At 61.9% G+C, this 22,750-nt stretch carries 23 protein-coding genes; 9 read left to right on the forward strand and 14 right to left on the reverse strand.

All coding sequences use genetic code 11. The annotated features are described in order from the left end of the window. Window positions 1-269 precede the first annotated feature (269 nt). On the forward strand, window positions 270-1,985 hold the full coding sequence (leuA, locus tag QTL94_RS15145) for a 2-isopropylmalate synthase (protein WP_065690922.1): 1,716 nt from the start codon (window positions 270-272) through the stop codon (window positions 1,983-1,985). Window positions 1,986-2,045: 60 nt separating this feature from the next. Here the strand turns inward: leuA and QTL94_RS15150 are convergent, their stop codons facing one another. From QTL94_RS15150 to QTL94_RS15165, 4 genes are all read right to left on the reverse strand, one after another. Next, window positions 2,046-2,882, reverse strand: a complete 837-nt coding sequence (locus QTL94_RS15150; protein ID WP_289802438.1) for an anti-sigma factor family protein — start codon at window positions 2,880-2,882, stop codon at window positions 2,046-2,048. 1 nt (window position 2,883) lies between these two features. Beyond that, on the reverse strand, window positions 2,884-3,390 hold the full coding sequence (locus tag QTL94_RS15155) for an RNA polymerase sigma factor (RefSeq protein ID WP_289802439.1): 507 nt from the start codon (window positions 3,388-3,390) through the stop codon (window positions 2,884-2,886). Between the two features lie 166 nt (window positions 3,391-3,556). Further along, window positions 3,557-4,114 carry a tetratricopeptide repeat protein gene (locus tag QTL94_RS15160; protein ID WP_065690925.1) on the reverse strand — a complete coding sequence of 186 codons (558 nt, stop codon included), beginning with the start codon at window positions 4,112-4,114 and terminating at the stop codon, window positions 3,557-3,559. A 131-nt stretch (window positions 4,115-4,245) separates the two neighbouring features. Further along, window positions 4,246-5,154, reverse strand: coding sequence for a metallophosphoesterase family protein (locus tag QTL94_RS15165; protein WP_289802440.1), 909 nt, complete (start codon window positions 5,152-5,154; stop codon window positions 4,246-4,248). 110 nt (window positions 5,155-5,264) lie between these two features. On the opposite strand from QTL94_RS15165, the gene QTL94_RS15170 reads away from it, so the two are divergent. Then, a complete protein-coding gene (locus tag QTL94_RS15170; RefSeq protein WP_289802545.1) occupies window positions 5,265-5,702 on the forward strand; it encodes an NUDIX domain-containing protein in 438 nt (145 codons plus the stop codon). A gap of 19 nt (window positions 5,703-5,721) precedes the next feature. On the opposite strand, the gene QTL94_RS15175 is transcribed toward QTL94_RS15170, so the two are convergent. Further along, window positions 5,722-6,708, reverse strand: a complete 987-nt coding sequence (locus QTL94_RS15175) for a glutathione S-transferase family protein (RefSeq protein WP_289802441.1) — start codon at window positions 6,706-6,708, stop codon at window positions 5,722-5,724. 271 nt (window positions 6,709-6,979) lie between these two features. Between QTL94_RS15175 and QTL94_RS15180 the strand changes: the two genes are divergently transcribed. Both QTL94_RS15180 and QTL94_RS15185 read left to right on the forward strand, forming a co-directional pair. Beyond that, window positions 6,980-7,480 (forward strand): GNAT family N-acetyltransferase, encoded by a 501-nt coding sequence (locus QTL94_RS15180; RefSeq protein ID WP_354666063.1) that lies wholly within the window; start codon window positions 6,980-6,982, stop codon window positions 7,478-7,480. 73 nt (window positions 7,481-7,553) lie between these two features. After that, complete coding sequence (locus QTL94_RS15185) at window positions 7,554-8,867, forward strand: MFS transporter (RefSeq protein WP_289802443.1); 1,314 nt, start codon at window positions 7,554-7,556, stop codon at window positions 8,865-8,867. 15 nt (window positions 8,868-8,882) lie between these two features. Here QTL94_RS15185 and QTL94_RS15190 read toward each other — a convergent pair whose 3' ends face one another. After that, complete coding sequence (locus QTL94_RS15190; protein WP_289802444.1) at window positions 8,883-10,010, reverse strand: FAD-dependent oxidoreductase; 1,128 nt, start codon at window positions 10,008-10,010, stop codon at window positions 8,883-8,885. A 129-nt stretch (window positions 10,011-10,139) separates the two neighbouring features. Between QTL94_RS15190 and QTL94_RS15195 the strand changes: the two genes are divergently transcribed. Then, complete coding sequence (locus QTL94_RS15195; protein ID WP_289802445.1) at window positions 10,140-10,760, forward strand: TetR/AcrR family transcriptional regulator; 621 nt, start codon at window positions 10,140-10,142, stop codon at window positions 10,758-10,760. Window positions 10,761-10,792: 32 nt separating this feature from the next. Here the strand turns inward: QTL94_RS15195 and QTL94_RS15200 are convergent, their stop codons facing one another. From QTL94_RS15200 to QTL94_RS15220, 5 genes are read right to left on the reverse strand one after another with little or no spacing between them, the layout of a single operon-like run. Next, window positions 10,793-11,218: a GNAT family N-acetyltransferase gene (locus QTL94_RS15200; RefSeq protein WP_065690931.1), complete on the reverse strand. Its 426-nt coding sequence runs from the start codon at window positions 11,216-11,218 to the stop codon at window positions 10,793-10,795. A gap of 4 nt (window positions 11,219-11,222) precedes the next feature. Further along, entirely contained in the window at window positions 11,223-13,292 is a 2,070-nt protein-coding gene (locus tag QTL94_RS15205; protein WP_065690932.1) for a hypothetical protein, read from the reverse strand. Between the two features lies 1 nt (window position 13,293). Continuing rightward, window positions 13,294-16,110: a DUF4159 domain-containing protein gene (locus QTL94_RS15210; protein ID WP_065690933.1), complete on the reverse strand. Its 2,817-nt coding sequence runs from the start codon at window positions 16,108-16,110 to the stop codon at window positions 13,294-13,296. After that, window positions 16,107-17,027, reverse strand: a complete 921-nt coding sequence (locus tag QTL94_RS15215; protein ID WP_289802446.1) for a DUF58 domain-containing protein — start codon at window positions 17,025-17,027, stop codon at window positions 16,107-16,109. Before QTL94_RS15215 ends, QTL94_RS15210 begins: the two co-directional genes overlap by 4 nt. 13 nt (window positions 17,028-17,040) lie before the next feature. Continuing rightward, the gene (locus tag QTL94_RS15220; RefSeq protein WP_065690935.1) at window positions 17,041-18,051 is read right to left on the reverse strand and encodes an AAA family ATPase; all 1,011 of its coding nucleotides are present in this window, start codon (window positions 18,049-18,051) and stop codon (window positions 17,041-17,043) included. A 158-nt stretch (window positions 18,052-18,209) separates the two neighbouring features. Here QTL94_RS15220 and QTL94_RS15225 point away from each other — a divergent pair, with 158 nt between their 5' ends. Genes QTL94_RS15225 through QTL94_RS15235 form a run of 3 tightly spaced genes read left to right on the forward strand, consistent with a single transcriptional unit; the run spans window position 18,210 to window position 20,730 of the window. Beyond that, window positions 18,210-18,833, forward strand: a complete 624-nt coding sequence (locus QTL94_RS15225) for a DUF1285 domain-containing protein (RefSeq protein ID WP_289802447.1) — start codon at window positions 18,210-18,212, stop codon at window positions 18,831-18,833. Next, complete coding sequence (locus QTL94_RS15230; RefSeq protein ID WP_065690937.1) at window positions 18,830-19,480, forward strand: CoA pyrophosphatase; 651 nt, start codon at window positions 18,830-18,832, stop codon at window positions 19,478-19,480. The genes QTL94_RS15225 and QTL94_RS15230 overlap by 4 nt, the downstream gene beginning before the upstream one ends. Next, the gene (locus tag QTL94_RS15235; RefSeq protein ID WP_065690938.1) at window positions 19,477-20,730 is read left to right on the forward strand and encodes a CCA tRNA nucleotidyltransferase; all 1,254 of its coding nucleotides are present in this window, start codon (window positions 19,477-19,479) and stop codon (window positions 20,728-20,730) included. The genes QTL94_RS15230 and QTL94_RS15235 overlap by 4 nt, the downstream gene beginning before the upstream one ends. 1 nt (window position 20,731) lies before the next feature. Here the strand turns inward: QTL94_RS15235 and QTL94_RS15240 are convergent, their stop codons facing one another. From QTL94_RS15240 to hemF, 3 genes are all read right to left on the reverse strand, one after another. Beyond that, on the reverse strand, window positions 20,732-20,917 hold the full coding sequence (locus QTL94_RS15240; RefSeq protein WP_289802448.1) for a DUF1059 domain-containing protein: 186 nt from the start codon (window positions 20,915-20,917) through the stop codon (window positions 20,732-20,734). A gap of 113 nt (window positions 20,918-21,030) precedes the next feature. Next, window positions 21,031-21,291 (reverse strand): hypothetical protein, encoded by a 261-nt coding sequence (locus QTL94_RS15245; RefSeq protein WP_065690940.1) that lies wholly within the window; start codon window positions 21,289-21,291, stop codon window positions 21,031-21,033. A 102-nt stretch (window positions 21,292-21,393) separates the two neighbouring features. Continuing rightward, window positions 21,394-22,308: an oxygen-dependent coproporphyrinogen oxidase gene (gene hemF, locus QTL94_RS15250; protein WP_065690941.1), complete on the reverse strand. Its 915-nt coding sequence runs from the start codon at window positions 22,306-22,308 to the stop codon at window positions 21,394-21,396. A gap of 177 nt (window positions 22,309-22,485) precedes the next feature. Between hemF and QTL94_RS15255 the strand changes: the two genes are divergently transcribed. Continuing rightward, window positions 22,486-22,746 (forward strand): hypothetical protein, encoded by a 261-nt coding sequence (locus tag QTL94_RS15255; protein ID WP_037058665.1) that lies wholly within the window; start codon window positions 22,486-22,488, stop codon window positions 22,744-22,746. The last annotated feature ends 4 nt before the right edge of the window (window positions 22,747-22,750 follow it).

A 22,750-nucleotide genomic window follows, 5' to 3' on the forward strand; every position in this document is an offset into this window, starting at 1 on the left:
ATCATGATTTCTGAGCAGATTGCACGCGGGCGCATCGCCCTGCGCGACAATACGCGCGCCCTGACATCGCTTCTTCTCCTCGGCCTTACGCGCGGTTGCCGGGTCCGTTGAGGAGCGCCCGGCGGCCGAAAGCCCGCCAGGCCATCGCTCCTCGTGCCAATCCCCAAAATTGATCAACCGGATGCTTTTGCTCCGGATTCGTCATCGCCAAGCGGCGCTCCATGAGCTATTACGCGGCTGGCCGTATGACGGGAAGAGGAAGAGAAGACATGGACACGAAGACCCGCTCCCAAACCAAAGGCATGCCTGACGCGGCGGTGAAGTACCGCCCTTACCCGCAGGTGAACATTCCCGACCGCACATGGCCGTCGAAGACGCTGACCAAGGCGCCGATCTGGTGCTCCGTCGACTTGCGCGATGGTAATCAGGCTCTGGTCGATCCCATGGGCCACGACCGCAAGGCGCGGATGTTTCAGTTGTTGCTGGACATGGGCTTCAAGGAAATCGAGATCGGCTTCCCGTCTGCATCCCAGACCGATTTCGACTTCGCGCGCTGGTGCGTCGAACAGGGCAATGTGCCCGACGACGTATCGCTGCAGGTGCTGGTACAGTGCCGCCCCGAACTGATCACGCGCACGTTCGAAGCACTCGAAGGCGCAAATCGCCCGATCGTGCATTTCTACAACTCGACCAGCGAATTGCAGCGTCGTGTCGTGTTCGCCAAGGATGTCCATGGCATCAAGCAGATCGCCGTCGATGCGGCGAAGATGATTTCCGACATGGCGGCGAAGGCTGGCGGCGGTTATCGCTTTGAATATTCGCCGGAGAGCTTCACCGGTACGGAACTCGATGTGGCGCTGGAAATCTGCAACGCAGTCATCGACGTTATGAAGCCGACCCCCGACAACAAGCTGATCATCAACCTGCCGTCGACCGTCGAAATGGCGACCCCGAACGTCTATGCCGACCAGATCGAATGGATGTGCCGCAACCTGGATAACCGCGAGAACCTGATCATCTCGCTGCATCCGCACAACGACCGCGGCACCGGCATCGCTGCCGCTGAACTGGCGCTGCTGGCCGGCGCCGATCGTGTCGAAGGCACGCTGTTTGGCAATGGCGAGCGCACGGGCAATGTCGACGTCGTGACGATGGCGCTCAACATGTTCACGCAGGGCGTCGATCCCGAGATCGACTGCTCCGATATCGTGCGCATGAAGGAAGTGTTCGAATATTCGAACCAGATGCCGATCGGCGAACGCCACCCTTACGTCGGCGAATTGGTCTACACGGCCTTCTCCGGCTCGCACCAGGACGCGATCAACAAGGGTATGAAGGCGATCAAGGTTGCCAACCACCCGGTCTGGGAAGTGCCTTACCTGCCGATCGACCCGCAGGACGTCGGCCGCTCCTACGAGGCGATCATCCGCATCAACTCACAGTCCGGCAAGGGCGGCATCGCTTACATCCTGCAGCAGGACTACGGCTTGAACCTGCCGCGTAACCTGCAGGTGGAGTATCGCGAGGAGATTCAGCGGATCACCGACGAAGAGGGCAAGGAATTGCCGTCGAAGCGGATCTACGACCACTTCATCGAGCGTTACGTGACGCAGCCGGAAGGCCGCATCAAGTTCGTCGATCATCACACCTATGCCGACCCGGACCGCAAGGGGGTTCGCATCGTTGCCGCCGAGATTACCGATAACGGTGAGACGAAGCGGATCGAGGGCAAGGGCAACGGCCCGGTTGATGGCTTCATCAATGCGCTCTCGCATTATCTCGGCGTCGAGATGTCGGTGCAGGATTATTCGGAGCATTCCTTGCAGCACGGCTCGAATGCCGCGGCCATCTCCTACGTCGAGACGTCCTATCCGGGCGGAAAGCTCTTCGGTGCGGGCATCAGCACGAACATCGTCGGCGCGTCGCTGGAAGCGATCGTCTCGGCGGCGAACCGTGTGCTCGACCTGAAGGCCGGCAAGGCCTGATCTCTCATCAAAGAAGGGCAGGCGCCAGGTGGCGCGCCTGCCTGAGATGACGCCGTTGCGTCAGATTTCCGTTGCGATCTGCATCGCGAGCTGGATGAGCGTTGCCTCGGCCGAGGGGCCGACGAGGACATAGGATGTCCCGGCATTGTGCCATGTGACCAGACCGATTTCGTCGCGGATCGTTTCCTTGAAATCTTCGGTATCGTCCGGCTGGTTGTCCTTGCGGAAGGCGATCGTGGCGGTGTCGCCGTCGGCGCTGGTGTAGATCAGCTGACCGGCGGGTTTTCCGTCGGCGAGGACGACGCGGGCGCCCTGGAAGGTCCATCCCCCATCAGAGATGTCAGGCACGCGGAAAGCCACGCCGACCGTGGTCGTCAACCAGCTGGAGATTTCCTCGGACTGGGAGGCCGGGACTTCCACCAGGTGTCGTGGCTGTCGGGCCAGCAGGCGCTGGTAGGCGGTGATGTCGTCGAGCCATTCGTTGGGCTCTGGCGCTGCCTCGACCGTCTGGGATGATGCGGGAGCGCTCCTGTTGTCGGCGACGAGATAGCCGACACCGCAGCCGGCGGCAAAGAGGACAAGCGCCGCGGCAATCGCCTGTGGGCGGCTCGGTGTCAGCTTCAGCGATGGGCGAGACAGGCGCGGCGCGATCGGCGCCTTTGGCGGCTGCACGCTCTTGATCGAGCGGACGAGGGCGAGTGGAACGGGCTCCTTCAGAACATCGTCCATCCGGCGCTTTCCGAAGTCTGCACCGTGGCGCAGCTTGTCATAGAGCCGCTTCGCGCCGTCGTCGGTTGCAACGCGCTGCTCCAGCTCCAGCTTCTGCTCCGGCGTTGCCTCGCCGTCGATCAAGGCGGTCAATTGAGCATCTAGCGGCAGTTTCTTGAAATCGAGCAATTCAATACCTGTGAGGATAGTGGTCTGCGACGCTGGCAAAATGCAGTCGCGCCCATGCCAGTTGCGACACTATGATGTTGACGCCGACACCCATGATATCGGCGGCCTGCTGATAGGAGTGGCCTTCGACGGCCACGAGAAGGAATGCAGCCGATATGCCTTCCGGCATTTCGGCGATCATCCTGTGGATCATGTCGGTATCGATGACCGAGGCGCCGTTGCGCGTGGCGTCCCTTATGTCGGTGACATTCGATCTCGCGGCGGCCTGAGGCTTGCGTCTGCGGCTGTCGTCGGTCCACTGCTGGCGTTGCAGCATATAGACCCAGCTTTCCAGGCGACCTTCGCCATTCCACTGGTTGCTCTTCGCGATGGCGCGTTGGCAAGCGGACTGCACCAGTTCGTCGGCGCTCGGCGCGTCGCCGGTGAGGGTCATCGCAAAACGACGCAATCGGGGCAACAGCCCTACCAGGTCGCGTCTGATATCGATGGTCGTCACGGGTTGACGCATGGTCTTTCCAGATTGCCGCTTGCGCGGTCGGGCGAAGTGCCCTGCATGGAATCGAATAATATCTCTCTGTGTCCTTTATGAAACAAACCGCCGATGGTCTGCAAGCGCCGGCTGGCTTATCCTCCGGGTTCTCAAAGCTTTTTTTCGGTTGGGTACTGCTGCGGCGTCAATAGGTTCGGTAGCCGTTCAATGTCTGCAGCAGCGAGCGATACGCCCATGTGTTCTCGCCACCGCGATCGCGGATTTCGACGAGTTGCACGCGCGCTCCCTGTACATCACCCTGTTCCATCAAAGCTTGTCCCATGTATGACCGTGCGAGAATATAGTTCTCATCGGCCTGCAGCGCCTTGCGGTAATACGACATGCCCAGTTCCATCCGGCCGGCCTTTCGATTGGCATAGCCCAGATAGTTCAGGATGCGGGGATCATCCTGGTTCTTTGCGAGGTGAAGAACCGTGAGTGCATTGTCATATTGGCCGGCATAGGCGAATTCGCGAGCGGCCTTGTAGAGATCGTCATCGTTGAAGCTGCTCTTCTTAGGGACAACGCATTCCTTGCGCTTCTTGTCCCAGATCTTGCCGTCGGCGCATTTCGTTGTCGTTTCCGTCTTCGGCGGAGGTTTGGTTCCGTCGCTCTCCTCTCCGGCAGCAAAGGCGGGGGCGGAAAAGGCGAGGGCCATGCAGCCGGCAAGAGCGAGACTGCGGAAACGATGAACGGAATACATGCGGTAACTCCTTCAAAGGATGCGCTGATTTCCGGATTGTACGCTCACATTCCCAAATACCAAGAGGCAGACGTGGTCAGCACGTTAAAGTGTTGAATCCTGTCGTTGCCAATATGATTCCGCGAAGCGCGCTAACGCCTGAAAATATCGACGCTTTCCTGGAGTACGTCATCGCCGGTCTCGCTGATGCTGAAGCGCTCACCCTTGAGTTCCCAGGCGCCGGGCGAGCCGTCGATGCTGAAGAGATTGTAGGCGCCTGGCGGCTTCAGGCCGCCAGGCCCCTGCGAGGCGGATGCAATGCCGACGACCGGCACCGGTGCGACCTGCCCACGCAGCCAGTGGACCGTGTTGAGGTGCGTGTGCCCGTGAAGCACCAGCTCGGCGCCGCCTGTGGATATGACGGCGCCGAATCGGCGAATACCGATCATTCGCTTGTGGAAGGAGGTCGCGCCCCGGATCGGCGGATGGTGGATCAGCACAACACGGAAGAGGCCGGCTTCTCCTGCCGCACGCAACATGTTCACGGTGTCGCGGGCCTGTCTTTCTCCGAAGAAGCCGCTGGCGGCAAAGGGCGGTGTAGCGACCGCCGTGGAACAGCCGACAATGGCCACTTTGCCGCGCACGCGCAGATAAGGAAAGATATGGCGTCCTTCTTCCCATTCCTCCGGCGCAAGATCGCCGCGTACGTTGTCGTACCATGCGCGCATGGATTTCTCGTAGGCGCCGGGCACATAGGCGTCGTGGTTGCCCGGCACGACGGAGGTGTCAGCAGCCTCGCCAAGTTCCTTCAGCCATGCCGCCGCAGCGCGAATTTCTATGCCGCTCGCGAGGTTCACGAGGTCGCCCGTCACCGCCAGGTGGTCGGCCTGTTTGTCGCGAATATCGTCGAGCAACAGATCAAGCGTGCTGCCGAAAAGGTGCTTGCGCCGGTTGCGATGCCAGTTCACAAAGCCTGTAATGCGTTTGGAAAACAGTTCTCGGACCGAAAGGCGAGGCAGCGGACCGAGGTGGGCATCGGAGATGTGGGCGAGCTTGAACATGGTTGCACACATAGCCCACTACGGGAGCAATTCAAACACAATGGCTTGAACGGATTGATGGAATTGGAAATCGCTTGAAACATATACGCCCCTGGCAGTCGCGCCTGCTGATGCGCATTGTCCATACCTATTTTGCCGTGGCGCGCGGGATGACGATGGGCGTGAGGGCCGCATGCTTCGATGACGCGGGCCGCATCTTCCTCGTTCGCCACAGCTATGTGCCGGGCTGGCATATGCCCGGCGGCGGGCTGGAGCGCAACGAAGTGGCGGAGGAGGCGTTGGTCAAGGAATTGCGGGAAGAGGGCAATCTGAAGATCATCGGCCGCCCGAAATTGATCCATGTGTATTTCAACACCGGAGCCAGCCGACGCGACCACGTATTGTTCTATCGTGTCGACGTGGTGCAGACCGCTCCGCGAGGGCCGGATCGGGAGATCGTCGAATGCGGCTTCTTTGCCCTCGACAACCTACCTCAGGGTACGACCGAGGCGACGTATCGCCGCCTCGCCGAATTGGCGGGCGAACAGGAGCCCGCCCATATCTGGTAACTGCCTGACCTGGCTGCCGTCAGGCGGCAGCCAAGGTCCCGCGATTGTGCGGTCGATCGAGTTCGAGCACTGGCCCGACCGGTACGATCCCGGTCGGATTGATCGTGCGGTGACTGCGGTAGTAGTGGTGTTTGATGTGGCGGAAATCGACCGTCTCGCGGATGCCTGATGTCTGGTAGAGATCGCGCAGATAGCCGGAAAGGTTCGCATAGTCGTCGATCCGGCGAATGTTGCACTTGAAATGTCCGACATAGACGGGATCGAAGCGCACCAGTGTGGTGAACAGACGCCAGTCGGCCTCCGTCAACCGGTCGCCGAAGAGGTAACGTCCCTCGCCGAGCCGCTCATCCAGCATGTCGAGCGTCTCGAACAGCTTGACGACGCTCTGCTCGTAAGCCTCCTGGGTCGTGGCGAAGCCCGCCTTGTAGACGCCGTTGTTCACCGTGTCATAGACGATTGCGTTCAATTCATCGATAGAAGCCTGGAGGTCTCCGGGGTAGAAATCGGCTGTCGAGCCGGTCAGGCCGTCGAAGGCGCTGTTGAACATGCGGATGATTTCGGACGACTCGTTGTTGACGATCGTGCCGGTTTTCTTGTCCCACAGCACGGGGACTGTCACGCGACCCGAATAGTTGGGATCGGCCTTGGCGTAGATCTCCCAGAGCCATCTGGAGCCAAACAGCTGGTCGCCGGTCGCGCCGTCGCCAGTCTTGAACTCCCACCCGTTCTCCAGCATCAGCGGATCGACGACCGATACCGAAATCAGGTCTTCGAGCTTCTTCAGTTTCCGAAAGATCAGGGTGCGATGCGCCCATGGACATGCGAGCGAGACGTAGAGATGGTACCGCCCGGCTTCCGCCTTGAAACCGCCGATCCCGGACGTGCCTGCCTGTCCGTCAGCCGTGACCCAATTGCGGAACTGCGAGGCCGCACGTTTGAAATGGCCCTTGGTTTCTATCGTATCGTACCAGACGTCCTGCCAAACGCCGTCTACCAGTCTGCCCATTGATCTGTCCTTCAATTCGTTCGTTGCAGCGGAAGATATCGCAGCGCGTGTATCTTTACAGGGCCGCAAAGATTGAACAGTGCGTCACGTTGGCCGCCTGGGGCCGATTTTTCCATTGGACGGCAGAAATTTTTCCTGCTATCGGCCATTTCACATTTTGGAACCCGATTTGATGTTTGCACCAAGAAACCTGCGACGACGCTGATGCTCCCGAACGCCTGACGGCGTGTTCGAGAACCTATCAATGCGTTTATCCGGTTTCTGTCTCATCATGCACAAGCACGATCTGGTCTACCTCACTGAGGATGCGTCGCACGACGCTGCTATCGAACATATCAACGAAGAAGCGTTCGGGCCCGGCCGGCATACGCGTGCGGCCGCCCGCATTCGTGAGCAGGGTCCTCACGATCTTTCGCTCTCCTTCATCTGTGCCGACGATGGCGAGACGATCGCCTCGGTGCGGATGACGCCTGTCGTTGCAGGCGGCGTCAAGGGGCACCTGCTGGGCCCGCTCGCCGTGCGGCCGTCGCACAAGAGCCGAGGCATCGGCCGCGAGCTCGTGAGAATCGCTGTCGAGGCCGCGAGACGGAAAGGCTCAGAGGCCGTCATCCTCATCGGCGATCCGCCCTACTACTGCCCGCTCGGCTTCGAGAAGGTCGCTTATAATGCGCTGACCTTCCCGGGCCCGGTCGATCCGGGCCGCGTCCTCGTCGTGCCGCTTGCCGACGATACGCATGCGCGGCTGAAGGGAACTATCGGCTGGCGCAAATAGCGCGCATGCGGTAATGAGCCTTATCATCTGAAGCGCGCTTCGCGTGATCTTTCAGAGGCTTGGGGGAGGGTGCATGGCGGGCATATCCATGGACGAGGCACTGGATCGTGCCGGCACGGGCGCGTTTCAGCGGCGATTGATGGGTATCTTCGGCCTCGTCTGGACGGCAGACGCGATGCAGGTTCTGGCAGTGGGGTTCACTGCCGCACCGATCGCGGCGACTTTCGGACTGACCGTGCCGCAGGCACTGCAGACAGGAACGCTCTTCTTTCTCGGCATGTTGATCGGCGCCGTCGTCTTTGGACGTTTGGCCGACAAGGTCGGCCGGCGCTACGTGCTGATCCTGACCGTCGCCTGCGATGCGCTTTTTGGTACGCTGTCGATCTTCGCTCCTGATTTTACCAGCCTGCTCGTCCTTCGCTTCCTGACCGGTCTTGCCGTCGGCGGCACGCTGCCGGTTGATTATGCGATGATGGCGGAGTTTCTGCCTGCGAAAAGCCGCGGCCGCTGGCTGGTCGCCCTCGAGGGGTTCTGGGCGATCGGAACGCTGATCGTTGCACTTGCGGCCTGGGGTTTCAGCGTTGCCGGCGTTCAGGATGCCTGGCGCTACATCTTCGGCGTCACCGCGGTGCCGGCGCTGCTCGGCCTGACCTTGCGCTTTTTTGTTCCGGAATCGCCTCTCTATCTGCTGCGGACCGGCCGGGCGGAGGATGCTAAGGCAATCGTCAACCGGGTGCTGACCTTGCACGGAAAGGCGCCGCTTGCGGCACGCGACGAGATCGTTGCCGCGCCGCATGCCGCCGGCGAAGGAATATTTTCTGGTCCGCTGCGGCGTCGCAGCCTGCTGATCCTGGCGATCTGGTTCCTCGTTTCCATTTCCTATTATGGCGTCTTCACCTGGATGCCGGCCAAGCTTGCCGGTGATGGATTCGGTTTCGTCCGCGGCTATGGCTTCCTTGTCTTCGTGGCTCTGGCGCAGGTGCCGGGCTACATTCTTGCAGCCTATGGTGTCGAAGCCTGGGGCCGGAAGCCCACCTTGATCGGCTTTTGCCTGTTATCGGCACTGGGATGCCTCCTGTTCGTCCTGTCGGGCAGCGATGTCCTGATTGGTGCGTCTCTTCTGATCATGAGCTTTGCACTGCTCGGAACGTGGGGCGCGCTTTATGCCTATACACCAGAGCTCTATCCGACAGCCTCGCGGGCGACGGGCATGGGAGCGGCGGGCGCCATGGCGCGTCTCGGCGGGCTGCTCGCACCGTCGCTGATGGCCTTCGTCGTTGCCGAGGGCCTTGGCGTTGCCATCGGGCTTTTTGCCGGCCTGCTGGTCATTGCGGCTATTGCCGCCACGGCGATCGATGCGGAGACACGCCGGACAGCTCTGGCCTAGTAGCGGAGCTGTCGATCAGGCTTTCTTGGCACTGAAGAAGGCGACCAGACTGTGTGGCGCTTGGGGTCCGAGGCACATCTTGAGGATCTCCGCCGACTCCGCGGCTTCAGCCGCGCTGCGAACAAAGAGGTTTGCCTCATACGCCGTCAGCGCTGCTTCAACATCGCCCGGATGGGCGGCGATCGCCTTGCCGAGTTCGGCGGCGTCGAACATGGCGAGATTCGCGCCTTCGCCAGAGGGCGACATCAGATGCGCGGCGTCACCGAGCAGGGTTACTCCCGGTACCCGGTCCCATTTGTGGTCGCTCGGTAGTGCATGGATCGGGCGAAGCGCCGGGTCGGTCTCCCCATCGGTAATGAGGGCGGTCAGTTCGCGCGCCCAGCCGGGGAACTCCTCCGCGATCCGCGCCAGGGCCGTCAGCCGGTTGGAAAAGTCGATCTGGGTGAACCACTCCTGCGGCCTGTTCAATTGCACGTAGGTGTGCAGCACACCGTCATGCTCGCGGTGGGCCGTGATGCCTTTTCCCGGTGCCAGGGCATACATCGCGCCGCCACCGACTGCCTTCGCACTCGCCTTGTGCCTCGTGTCGCTGTCGAACAGGTATGTTTCTATGAACGAGGTGCCGGTATAGGCAGGTCTTGCCTCGGAGAGAAGCGGACGAACCTTCGACCAGGCGCCGTCGGCACCCACGAGGAGATCCGTCATGACCGTCGAGCCGTCGGCAAAGCTCAGAGCGTGCTGCCCACCGCCGAGAGGCGACGCCTCGATGAGCTTGCTTCCCCAGCGGACGGTGTCGGCTGGAAGAGCCTTCAGGAGGATGCGGCGTAGGTCTCCCCGGTGTACCTCGGGGCGACCGCCCGTGCCGTCGTCGTGGTCGTCCAGCAGGACGATGCCGTTCTTGTCGAGTACGCGCGACGCTTGCCCGCCAGGATGTATGATCCCTAGGAAGTGCTCGAACAGACCGGCTTCCTTCAGCGCGGCTTGGCCGTTGTACTCGTGTATATCGAGCATCCCGCCCTGCGTACGCGCGTCTGCGGATACTTCCGCCTCGTAGACGGTCGCAGCGATGCCGTGAACGTGGAGAATGCGGGCAAGCATCAAACCGCCGAGACCGGCTCCGATAATCGAGATTGGCGTCCTCATTCTACTTCCTTCATGAATGGAATGTCATTCCATAGTTGGAATGTCGTTCCATTCATGTCAAGATCAGGCATGATCAAAACGGCTCATGGCAAGCAACGGCGGGAAGACTCGCTTTCCCGGGACCGCATCGTGGAAACGGCGATCGCACTTCTGGACAGCAGCGGTGAGGGCGCCCTCACGTTCAAAGCGCTGTCCGAACGGCTCGAAACCGGGGCGGGGGCAATCTACTGGCATATCGACAACAAGAATGATTTGCTGATTGCCGCATGCGACGCGGTGGTTGCCCGGCCGCTGGGCGCCCTGCCGGAGAAGGCCGTCCCGGAGGCGGCGATCCGGGCACTCGCGCTGGATATGTTCGATGCGATCGACGCTCATCCGTGGGTCGGTGCGACGCTTGCGCGCGCTGCAGGGCAATTGCCAACGGTGCGGATTCTTGAGCGTATCGGTCAGCAGATTCGCGCGCTCGGCGTGCCTGATCACGCGCAGTGGGCCGCTGTATCAGCGCTGTTGAGCTACATTCTCGGTGTCAGTGGGCAAAACGCGGCCAACGCGCAGTTGGCTCGGGTCCGCAACCTCGATCGGTCCGATTTCCTTGGCGAAATGTCATCCGCCTGGTCCAGACTGGATCCGGTCGAGTATCCGTTCACGCAGAGTGTGGCGGCGCAATTGCCTGATCATGATGATCGGGCGGATTTTCTCGCCGGCATTGATTTCATCCTCAGCGGCATTATCGCGTCACGATCTTGCTGATGCCGGCGGAGTTCGCATGGCGGCGCTGAGACTCAGGACTGGCCGAGTTTCTTGCGCAGGAACGTGCGGGTGCGACCGGCGGGAAAGTCGGGAAGTTCGCCAAAGATCTCGTATCCCTGCTTGAGGTAAGCGCGGAGCGCCTGGGGATTGAACGTGTCGATCCATGCGCCATGGCAACCGCGGGCCGTCGCCTCGTCCTCGGCGCTGGCGAGGATCAGGCCGGCCATTCCCTTGCCGCGCTGCTGATCGGGAATGTAGAGCCACTGCGTGAACAGCCAGCCCCAGGCCGTGTAGCCTGAGAGCCCGCCTGTCACGTTTCCGTCGGTATCGCGGATAAGCACGGTCAGCACTTGGCGCCCAGCCGGTCCTACGTCGGCAGTATTGAAGGCTGACAAGCCGTCTCCGATCACCGCCAGATCGTCGGGCAGGGGCGAACTGGTGACTTCGATCATCGTCATGGCGTCATCGACCTTCGCGCCACCACATCGCACCAAAGGCCAGCAGCAGGACGCCGACGCCCGCAAAGCCCGCGAAGAGCGGCAGGGTGTTGATGCCCTTCAGCACTGTCTCGTTGGTCAGGCGGATCTGCATACGCTGGTCGTCCGCGGCGCGGATCTGGCCGCGGACCGGCAGAATCGGCGGGACTTCGATCGCACCGCTGGTGGTGGAGACGCGGGCGATCAGGCCCTTGGTCTTGTCAGTGATCGGCTTCAGATTGTTTGTGGTCGAGATCATCGCCTTGAATTCAGGCGCATCCACAGCACCGATATGGACCAGTGTCGTCAGGTCGCCATTGTGGATCTCGAACAGCCCGATTTCGTCCATCCTCTTCTCGGCCTTGTAGAGGCCAGGCTCGGCTTGCGTGAGCGGGAGGGTCTCCATCCGGCCGGACGGATAGCGTACGGTCGCGTTGCCGGGATTGTCGCCGATGGTCTGGCGAGTGATCTCAAGCGTGCGGCCTGAAGCGCGCGCCGTCAGCGCCTCTTCTTCCAGCGCCGGCTCCTTCATCAGCCAGTGCGCTATGCGACGGTAGAGGGAGACGTGGGGGCCGCCGCCCTCAAAGCCGCGCGCCCAGAGCCAACCCTGGTCGGAAAGCAGCATTGCGACACGGCCCTGTCCGGCTCGGTTGAGCACCAGCAGCGGATGATTGTCGGCGCCCACCATCACGGTCTGGCCTTGCGGCGGCTCGACATCGACGCTGCGGAACCAGCGGCCCCAATGCGGCGGCTCGTCGGCCGAGCCGTCGAGGCCTCGTGTGACCGGGTGCTTGCGGCCTTCCTCGGAAAGGCGGGGATAAAAGGCCTTCTCGATCATCTGGCCGGTCGGCGCGGCAGGCAAGACGGAGGAGAGCGGTGTCAACGCAATCGAATCCTGCCCGGCATGTTCGGGGCCGGCTGCGATCAGCAGCGCACCGCCGTTTTCAACATACTGCGCGATGTAGTCGTAATAGAGGATCGGCAGGACGCCGCGATGCTGGTAGCGGTCGAAGATGATCAGGTCGAAGTCCTTGATCTTGTCGACAAACAGCTCGCGCGTCGGGAAGGCGATCAGCGAGAGTTCGTTGATCGGCGTTCCGTCCTGCTTTTCCGGTGGGCGCAGGATGGTGAAGTGGACGAGGTCGACGGCGGCATCTGACTTCAACAGGTTGCGCCAGGCGCGCTCGCCGGCATGCGGCTCCCCGGACACCAGAAGAACGCGCAGGTTCTCGCGAATGCCGTCGATGACGTGAACGGCGCGGTTGTTCGCGTCCGTGACCTCGCCGGGAACGGCTGCGACCGAAAACTCTAAAACATTGCTGCCGCCACGCTCGACCTTGAAGGAGAAGGGCGTGTCCTGCCCGGGCGTCGCCTGCAGGGTGGCAATCTCGTTTCCGTTGAGCTTGACCGTGACGTCGGCGGTGCCTCCGGGGCCTGGGCCATCGTCGAAGACGCGCAGCACCAGTTGCTGTTCCTCGTTGACGATGCCGAAGCGCGGCGCCTTGACGACTTCGATGCGGCGGTCGAACTCATTTGCCTTGCCGGTGATCAGACCGTGTATGGGAGCGTCGAAGGCAAGCGCCTGGTTGACGCCGGGGACGTCATGAACCTCGCCGTCGGTCAGCATGATCGCGCCGCCGATGCGGGCGGGCGGAACGTCTGCGATGGCGGCCGAGAGCGCGTTGAACAGGCGGGTGGCGGGAGCGTCAGAATTCCGTTCTTCGTTCACATCGACGAAACGCGGCTCGATCTGCGGAAAGCGGGCGACCTGCTCCTTCAGTTGCGCCAGCGCCTCGTCGGTCATCTTGATGCGCTCGGGTGTTTGCTGGCTCTGACTGCGGTCGACGATGACGGGCACGACCGTCGACAATTGTTCGCGGTCCTCCTGCAGCAGGACAGGATTGGCGAGCGCGGCAAGCAGGGCACAGGCCGCGGCGAGGCGGACCCAGGCTCCGCGCATGCGGCGCCAGACGGCAAAGGCGCCGATCAGCGCGGCTACGAGCGCAAGTGCGGCCAATAGCGGCCAGGGCAGGAAAGGATGAAAATCAAGCGTCATATCATTGCCCCAGCCGTTCCAGCAGGGCCGGGACGTGGACCTGATCCGTCTTGTAGTTGCCGGTGAGCATATACATCATGATGTTGACGCCACTGCGGTAGGCGTATTCGCGCTGGGTTTCATCCGGCGGGATGGTCGGAAGCAGCGGCTGTCCGCTTTCATCGACGGCCCAGGCCCCTGCGAAGTCGTTGCTGGTAATGAGGATCGGGGAGACACCATCGGCGGCGCCCGCGGATTTCGCGTTCGCACTGCGATTGTCCTGTCGTGCTTCGATCCAGAGAGGGCCGCCGGCGTACCGGCCTGGAAAGCTGGAAAGGAGATAGAACGACTTCGTCAGAACGTGGTCCGACGGTACCGGCTCCAGTGGCGGAATATCGAGATTGGCGAGAATCTCGCGCAGGCGCGCACTATTCGCACTGGTGCCGCCATTGTCGTTGGTTCCGACGCCGTCGAACTGATCGCGGGTGTCGAAGAGCACCGTACCGCCGTCGCGCATATAGGCGTCGATCCGGTTGATTGCGGCTGCCGATGGCATCGGCGCCGTGGCGGAAACCGGCCAGTAGATGATCGGATAGAAGGCCAGCTCATCCTTGGCGGGGTCGAGGCCGACGGGTGCCCCCGGCTCGAGCGTGGTGCGGTAGGTCAAGAACTCGGTCAGCCCTTCAAGTCCGCGTTCGGACATCTTGTCGACATCGGGTTCGCCGGTCACGACATAGGCCAGGTGGGTGTTGTCTAGTCGCTGCAGGATGACGTCGTCGCCAGGTTGCGAGTCGTTGGCGCGCAGTTCGCCTGGCTGCACGAAGAATGCTGCCATGACGGCAAGCAGGATGGCTGCCGCTCCGGCGGTCCGGCGCATGCGCGGCAATCCATTGTTCATGACCAGCATGATGAAACCATCCAGAAGCAAGAGCAGGAAAGCCGCCAGGAAGAGCGAGGGTTTGGCGGACCAGCTCTCGCCGCCGATCAAGCCCTCGCGAATGACGTTGGCTCCCTGTGTATCCAGTGGCTTGAGCTCCGCGCCCGTCGGGAGCACGTTCAGCGATACGAAGCCGTCTTCGGAGCCGTACAGCCCGGGCGGGTTGTCGAAACCGGCAACAGGTTCGGTTTTCGCGTTCGGCAACAATGGGCGCGCTGAGCCGGTTTCGGTCGACAACGCACCGTTTGCGGTGAGCATCCGGAACGGTGGCAATGCTTCCGACACGCGAAGACCCTTCGCGGCTTCCGACGTTACGCCGCCGGAGCGGGACATCTGTACGAGCCTGCGCAGCATATCGACGAAGGTACCGGAAATCGGGAGATCAGACCATGTGGCTTCGGCCGTGACATGGAACAGGACGATCTGTCCGGCATCAATCGGCTTGACGGTGACCAGCGGTGTCCCGTCCGAAAGGCTCGCCCATGTCCGTTCAGCCAGGTCGGGCGTCGGTTCCGCGAGGACTTGGCGCTTGACGGTCACATCGGTCGGGCGCGGGATGCCGGCAAAGGGACCGAAGGCCGGAAATTCGGCGAGCGATTGCGGTTCGCTCCAGGAGAGCGTGCCGCCCAACGCGCGTTCGCCCTGTCGCAGAATGACCGGTATCAGCGGATCGTCCGCCGGGGCTGCCGCCATGCGCGAACCGGCGAAGCGCAATAGCATACCGCCGTTCGATATCCAGCGCTTCAGCGGTTCATAGGTCTCCTCCGGCAACCGCCCGATGTCGGCCATGACGATGACGGAGGGATTATTTGCGAGGAGCTTCGGAATGGCGACCGCGAGGTCGGAATCCGTCGGCTGGATGAGATCCGCATATGGCTGAAGCGCGCGCTGGATATAGTACAGCGGCGACAGAAGCGGCTGGAAGTTATCGGCGCTCTCACCGGACAGTAACACGACACGACGCCGCTTGAACGCATCGTCAAGCAGATGAACGGATGCGGCCGTTCCGGCGTTGGTCACCGAAATGCGGGCAAAGTCATTGCGCATTTCGAACGGCGCCGAGACCGAGCTCGTGGCGACGGTCTGGCCGGATCCGAAATCTGCGCTGCCATTGGCAATGGCGCGGCCTTGCGTATCCAATGCGCTAAGAGCGAACGAGGCCGGCTTTGAACCATCGAGCCTGGTCAGTTTCACATTCATCGAGTCCGCTGCGTTGGCCGCCGATGTGATGGCCACGATGCCCGAGGTGTCGCCGGTGATCAGCCGCAATTGCGCCGGTTGCAGATCCGAGAGCTGGCGAACGATCGTGTCGTTGTCCTTTGAGGCTGCACCGTCCGACAGGAAGGCGAGCGTACCGGGATGGACACCGTTCAGGGCAGCACGCAGCGCGTCGAAGGCGCGCTGGCGATCGGGCACGAGTGGTGCCGGTTCGGCAGCGCGCAGCTTGTCTCGGGCGGCCTGGGCAGTGCCCGGCACGGCGTCGTTGGTCTGGTCCGCGGTAAACGCGATCGCGACGGGCGTGCCCGCCGCCTCGGCGTCATCAATCAGCGCATCGGCGGTCTTGACGCGACGCTCCCAGTCGGGGGAGGTCGCCCAGCCGTTGTCGACGAAGAGCACCAGCGGACCGCCAGAGGCGAGCGTGCCGGTGCGCGGATTGAACACGGGATCGGCGATGGCGAGGATCACCGCGGTTGCGATCAGCATGCGAAGCAGCGTCAGCCACCACGGGCTTTGGGCTGGCGTTTCCTCGCGCTTCAGCACGGTTGCGAGGATCTTCAGCGGTGGAAAAACCTCCGCCTTCGGACGTGGTGGCGTCAGCCGCAGCAGCCACCAGATGACGGGAAGTGCTACAAGAGCACCCAGGATGGCGGGATAGGCGAATGCGAAGGGAAGGGCGTTCATAGCTGCCCTCCGTGCGTGGCCTTAGCCGGCATGCCGGAGAGGTACATGTGGACAGCCACCAGCGCCTCCGACGCAAGATGATCCGTGCGATGGCTTATGAATGTCCAGCCGAGATGGCGCAGCGCCTGGCCGAGATCGTCGCGTCGGGCGAGATAGGCGCGGGTGTAGGCATCGCGAACATTTTCGGCACGGCCGGAGGTGAGCTTGAGGCCGGTCTCCGGGTCGCTGAATTCGGTTCGTCCGCTATAGGGAAACAGTTCTTCGGCCGGGTCCGCGACTTCGATGACGTGACCGCGCAGACCGCGCCGCGCCAGCGGGCTGAGGCGCGCCATGACAGCCTGCGCGTCATCGAAAAAGTCACCGATCAGCACGAGATCGCTCCAGCCGCGGATCATCGAGGTTTCCGGCAGTCCGCCGGTGAAGGGCGCATGCATCAATGCCGCGGCGAGTCGCTCGGCGGCATTGCGCGCCGAAATCGGCTCCATCACGCCTGGGCAGCCGACGCGTTCGCCGGAGCGGGACAGGATCTCGGCAAGCGCCAGCATGATGACCAGTGCGCGGCTTTCCTTCGAGACGGTGCCGAACGTGGATTTGTACATCATCGACGGCGACATGTCGGCCCACAGCCATATCGTGTGGGCCGCTTCCCATTCGCGATCGCGAATGTAGGTATGGTCGTCGCGAGCGGATCTGCGCCAGTCGATGCGCGCCAGGCTTTCACCCTCGGTATAGGGGCGAAACTGCCAGAAATTCTCGCCGATGCCGCGCTTGCGGCGGCCGTGCCAGCCGGCGATCACCGTGTTGGCGATACGCTTGGCCTCCACCAGACAATCCGGCACCAAACTGGCGCGCTGCCTTGCACGCGCAAGCGCATCGCTGCCTGAGGTCGGATTGACGATCTGTCCGATAGATGCCACGCGTGAGGCTTCCTTATCCCTTGGCCTGCTTGACCAATCCACCGATGACATCGCGAACGGACATGCCCTCCGCGCGAGCCGCGAAGGTCAGCGCCATGCGGTGCTGCAAGATCGGCTCGGCGAGCGCGTGGACATCGTCGAGCGACGGCGCGAGGCGGCCCTCGTAGAGCGCGCGGGCGCGGGCGCACAGCATCATCGCCTGGCCGGCACGCGGGCCGGGGCCCCAGGCGACATTCTTGTCGGTCGAGGCGTTGCCCTGGCCGGGACGTGCCGAGCGAACGAGCGCCAGGATGGCATCGACCACCTTGTCGCTCACCGGCATCTGGCGGATCAGGGTCTGGATCTCGATCAAACGCTCGGCGCTCAGCACGGTTTCCGGCTTCGTCTCGCTGAGACCGGTCGTCTCGAGCAGGATCTGTCGCTCGGCGGCAAGCTCGGGATAGTGAACGTCGACCTGCAGCAGGAAGCGGTCGAGCTGGGCTTCGGGCAGCGGGTAGGTGCCTTCCTGCTCCAGCGGGTTCTGCGTCGCCAGCACATGGAACGGCGTCGGCAGGTCGTAGCGCTGGCCGGCAACCGTGATGTGGTACTCCTGCATCGACTGCAGCAGGGCCGACTGCGTGCGCGGCGAGGCACGGTTGATTTCGTCTGCCATCAGCAACTGGGCGAAGACCGGTCCCTTGACGAAGCGGAAGGAGCGGCGGCCGCTGTCATCCTGGTCCATCACCTCGGAACCGAGAATATCCGAGGGCATCAGGTCGGGGGTGAACTGGATGCGGTTTGCGCCGAGGCCGAGCACCTCGCCAAGCGTCGTGACGAGCTTGGTCTTTGCCAGGCCCGGCACGCCGACCAGAAGTGCATGGCCGCCGGAAAGGACGGCGAGGAGCGTATTCTCGACAACGCTCTCCTGGCCGAAGATCACCTTGGAGACCTCTGCCCGGACGGCGGCGATATCGGCAAGCGCTTTCTCTGCTGCGGCGACGATCGCCTTTTCATCGAGGGGGGCTTCAGTCTTCATCATACCCATCAGGCATCTCCAGCGGCTGACATCATTCGTCGCGAATCGGCGGACTTACACGTGTGCCTCATACCCGATAGAGTTATGAAGATGTTGCGGGCTGACAAGTTCGTTTCGAATGACTATCTCGTGACGATACTGGGTTAAGCGTAAACCGGGACGGAAGAATGGCAGCCGAGGATATCAAGGCGACGACGGATGCAGCGGATTTGGCCGCGTTGATCGCGCGCGCCGCGGGCGATACCGGCAGCGGGAAGCGCGGTCTTCCCCCCGTTGACCGTTGGAATCCGCCCTTCTGCGGCGATATCGATATGGAAATCCGCGCGGACGGTACGTGGTTCTACATGGGTACCCCGATCGGTCGGGCACCGCTGGTGCGACTGTTTTCGACGGTGCTGAGAAAAGATGACGATGGAAGGACTTACCTCGTAACTCCTGTGGAAAAAGTCGGCATCAGGATCGCCGATGCGCCCTTCGTCGCGGTGGAGATGAATGCCTCGGGCGAGGACGGCGAACGGCAGCTGACCTTTCGCACCAATGTCGGCGACGTCGTCGAGGCGGGAACGGAGCATCCGCTCCGCTTCGTGATCCAGGGCGACAACAAGGAGCTGAAACCTTATCTGCATGTGCGCGGCCGGCTCGAGGCTCTGGTTTCTCGCGCCGTCATGTACGAACTCATCGAACTTGGCGAAATTTGCGATGTCGATGGTGTAGCGATGTTTAGCGTGCGCTCCGGCGGAGAGATCTTCACCGTCATGCCTGCCGACGAACTGGACCTGCTATCCCGATGACCGATCTGTTGAGCAATCGCAGCGCTCTCTATTCCGCTTCAGAATTTCGCCGTCGCGCGCTTCATCAAAGCGGCGGGCCGGTCGAGCTCTCCTGGCGTGACCACGGCGACCATATTCTCAATCCCGATATCGTTGCGAAGGTCGAGACGTTCAAGCTGCGGGATGCCGCCGTTCTGGTGCCAGTAGTCGACTACGGTGACGATGCCCGCGTGATCTTCACGCAGCGCACCTCGACGTTGCGCGAACACTCTGGGCAGATCGCCTTTCCGGGCGGCAAGATCGATGGCGCCGAGGAGACGCCGGAGGACGCTGCTATCAGGGAAGCCGAGGAGGAAATCGGGCTTGCGAGTTCCTTCATCGAAACGGTGGGGCGGCTGCCCAACTATCTGGCATCGACAGGATTCCGGATCACCCCGATCCTCGCCGTCGTCAATCGCGGCTTCGAGCTCAAGCTCAATCCCGATGAGGTCGCTGATGTCTTCGAGGTGCCGCTGTCCTTCCTGATGAACCCTTCCAACCACAACCGCAACAGACGGGCGGTCGATGGTCTCGATCGGCATTTCTACAGCATGCCCTATGAAACGCGCACGATTTGGGGCATCACCGCGGGCATTGTTCGCACGCTCTATGAAAGGCTTTATGCATGACCAACCTTGCTCACGAGGCATGGTTCAAGGACCCGGCGCTCGGGCGCGTTCTTGCACTCCTGAACGCGGATAGTGGCGAGGGCCGGGTTGTCGGCGGGGCGGTTCGCAACAGCCTGATGGGGATGCCCGTCAGCGATATCGACGTTGCAACGACGTTGACGCCGGACACGGTCATCCAGCGTGCGCAGGCGGCCGGAATCAAGGCTGTTCCGACGGGTGTCGACCATGGAACTGTGACGCTGGTGATCGGCGGCAAGCCGTTCGAGGTGACGACGCTCAGGGCCGACATGGAGACGGACGGTCGTCGGGCGAAGGTTGCGTTCAGCACGGATTGGCAGACGGACGCCGACAGGCGGGATCTGACGATCAATGCCCTTTACGTCGATGAAAAGGGAGACGTGATCGATCTCGTCGGCGGGCTTGCCGACATCGAGCGTCGCAACATCCGCTTCATCGGCGATGCGGCGACGCGGATTGCCGAGGATTATCTCAGGATCCTGCGCTTCTTCCGCTTCTTTGCCTATTACGGCTCGGGGAGGCCTGATGCCGACGGGTTGCGCGCTTGCGCGGCCGCGCGTTCGAAGCTCAAGACGCTCTCCGCCGAACGGATCTGGTCGGAGATGCGGAAGCTTCTGGCCGCGGAGGATCCGGGACGGGCGCTGTTGTGGATGCGCCAAGTGGCGGTGCTCACGGAAATCCTGCCGGAGACGGAAAAGTGGGGCATCGATGCGATCCCATCGCTGATTACGACGGAAAAGGCACTTGGATGGAAGCCTGATCCGCTGCTGCGGCTCGCGGCGATCGTTCCGCCGGATGGCGAGCGGCTGGAGAAGATGGCTGTCCGGCTGAAGTTTTCGCGGGCCGAAGCGGAGTTTTTCAAGCGTTGGTCGAGCGTCACGCCTCCCAGCGACGACATATCATCCGCGGCATTCGACCGGCTGCTTTATCGCAACGGTGCCGAGGGGATAACGACCCGGCTGAAGCTGGCTCTGGCGGTTGCCCGGGGCAAGGTCGAAGGCGATATGAACGAGATGGCACGGTCGGCGCGGCTCGGGAAGCTGCTGGAACATGCCATGCGGTGGGAGAAGCCAGCCTTTCCGCTGAGCGGAAGCGACATGCTTGGCGCCGGAATTCCCGCAGGCAAGCGGGTCGGCGAGACCCTATCTCTCCTTGAAAACCAGTGGATCGAGGAGAATTTTGCTCCTGACCGGGCGGCGCTGCTCGCCCGGCTTTCTCAACTGGTAAAGTAAATCAGGCGGCCGTCGCTTCGTTGCGGATGCGCGCCTTGATGTTGTCGACCATGTTTTCGCGGATGATGGTTTCGCCGTGTGCCGATTTCATGTGTTCGACCGCGCGGCGGACAACTTCCGCATCATCATTGGCCCGGGTATGCCAGTTGCAACCCGGTACGAGCGTTCCACATTCGAAAACTCTCATTCCTTCCTCCTGCCTGAATTCAACGAGTTCATGACGCTGTCGCGCCATGGGTGAATGTTCGAAGTGGTGAGAAGGTTCCGGCCGGTGCCGCACCGGCCGGTTTGATGACGGCGCTATTCGGGCATTGCCCAGGCGCGATAGCAGGCGTTGTTGGCGGTGTTATTCTGTCCTCGTACCAAGCCCGCCAGCTCCTCCGGAGACCTGCCTCCGGCCAGTTGAAGCTTTACCTGTTCGATATAGCAGGAAAGGGGCAGGTCGGAGCCGCTTTTTGCTCTCAGCTCTTCGGCAAGCCTCTGCAGGAACTCCGGTGCACCGATTGGACGGGATGTCTCCTGGACATCCGCCGATGCCGGCGATCCACTCTGTATCGTCATGACAATCCTCCTCCGATTGTTACGTACGAACACCTCTGAAATTAGTATTCCATGTGCAGAATTGAAAGCCTCTCAACGCTTTTTTCGATCACTCCTCCGCTATCACGGCCAGCGAACCGTCGGGGGCAGGGATGAGAGGATGGACTCCACGTTCCCGCCCGTTTTCAGGCCGAAGATCGTCCCACGATCGTAGAGGAGATTGAACTCAACATAGCGCCCACGGCGAATCAATTGTTCTTCACGATCCTGGTCTGTCCACTGTTTATTGAAGTTCGAGCGAACAATCCGTGGATAAACCATGGAGAAGGCGCGACCGACGTCGCGGGTGAAGGCGAAATCGGCATCCCATCCGCCGGCTTCGTCGCTCGAATGGAGCCAGTCGTAGAAGATGCCGCCGATGCCGCGGGGCTCGTTGCGATGCTTCAGGAAGAAATACTCGTCGCACCATGTCTTGTAGGCAGCATAGTCGGCGACAGTGGAGTGGCTGCGACAGGCGATTTCCATCGCCTTGTGGAAGAGCCTGCTATCCTCATCATCCTGCGTTCGGCGCCGGTCGAGAACAGGGGTGAGGTCCGCGCCGCCACCGAACCAGCGACTTGAAGTGACCACCATGCGCGTATTCATATGGACGGCCGGAACATTCGGGTTGACCGGATGGGCGATCAGCGAAATGCCGGATGCCCAAAAGCGCGGGTCGTCCTTGGCGCCAGGCATCTGGGCGCGAAGGTCGGGTGCGAACTCGCCGAAGACGGTAGACGTATGCACGCCGACCTTTTCGAAGACGCGGCCTTCCATCATCGACATCCGGCCGCCACCGCCGGCGCCGTTTTCGCGCTGCCAGTCCTTGGCGACGAAACGTCCCGGCTGGCGGTCCGACAGCGGGCCTTCCAGTTCATCTTCCAGCGTTTCGAAAGAGGCGCAGATCGCATCCCGGAGACCTTCGAACCATGTCCGGGCCGCGGTCTTCTTGTCTTCTATGTCTTCGGGCAGCCCGATCGGCAGTTCCGGTCTTTCCATGTCGTCTCGTCTCCGGTGAGCGTGCGTCATCCGACGCGACTCGTACTTTCGTCATTATCGCCCCTGATAGCAGTTGCGCAGGGTTATCGCCAACAGCGGCCGCGGTCTGAGCCTGCTTCAGATTCGACTCGCAAAAAGCGACTTTCGATATTACCTTTTCCTGTAGAGGTAAGGTTTATGACGAAGATCCCAGGACCTCCGTCCTTTGACGGCTTGAAGCGCAGGATTGCAACTCATCGGGCCGAGGGTACGCCCCGGAAAAACGACCGCTTCGTGCGGCAGACCTATTGTCTCGCTCTGCTCGACGCCCGGGCCAAGGCGCGCGAATGGTTCGACGAATATCCGAAAGCCGCCTACTGGACCGAAGTGGAGAGCTGGCGCCAGCTCGACGGCGATCAGATCGAGTTTACAATGCGCCGCCTGCCATCCGCCGATTAATCAG

It is taken from the genome of Rhizobium sp. S96 (genome assembly GCF_030382195.1).
Lineage (GTDB): Bacteria > Pseudomonadota > Alphaproteobacteria > Rhizobiales > Rhizobiaceae > Rhizobium.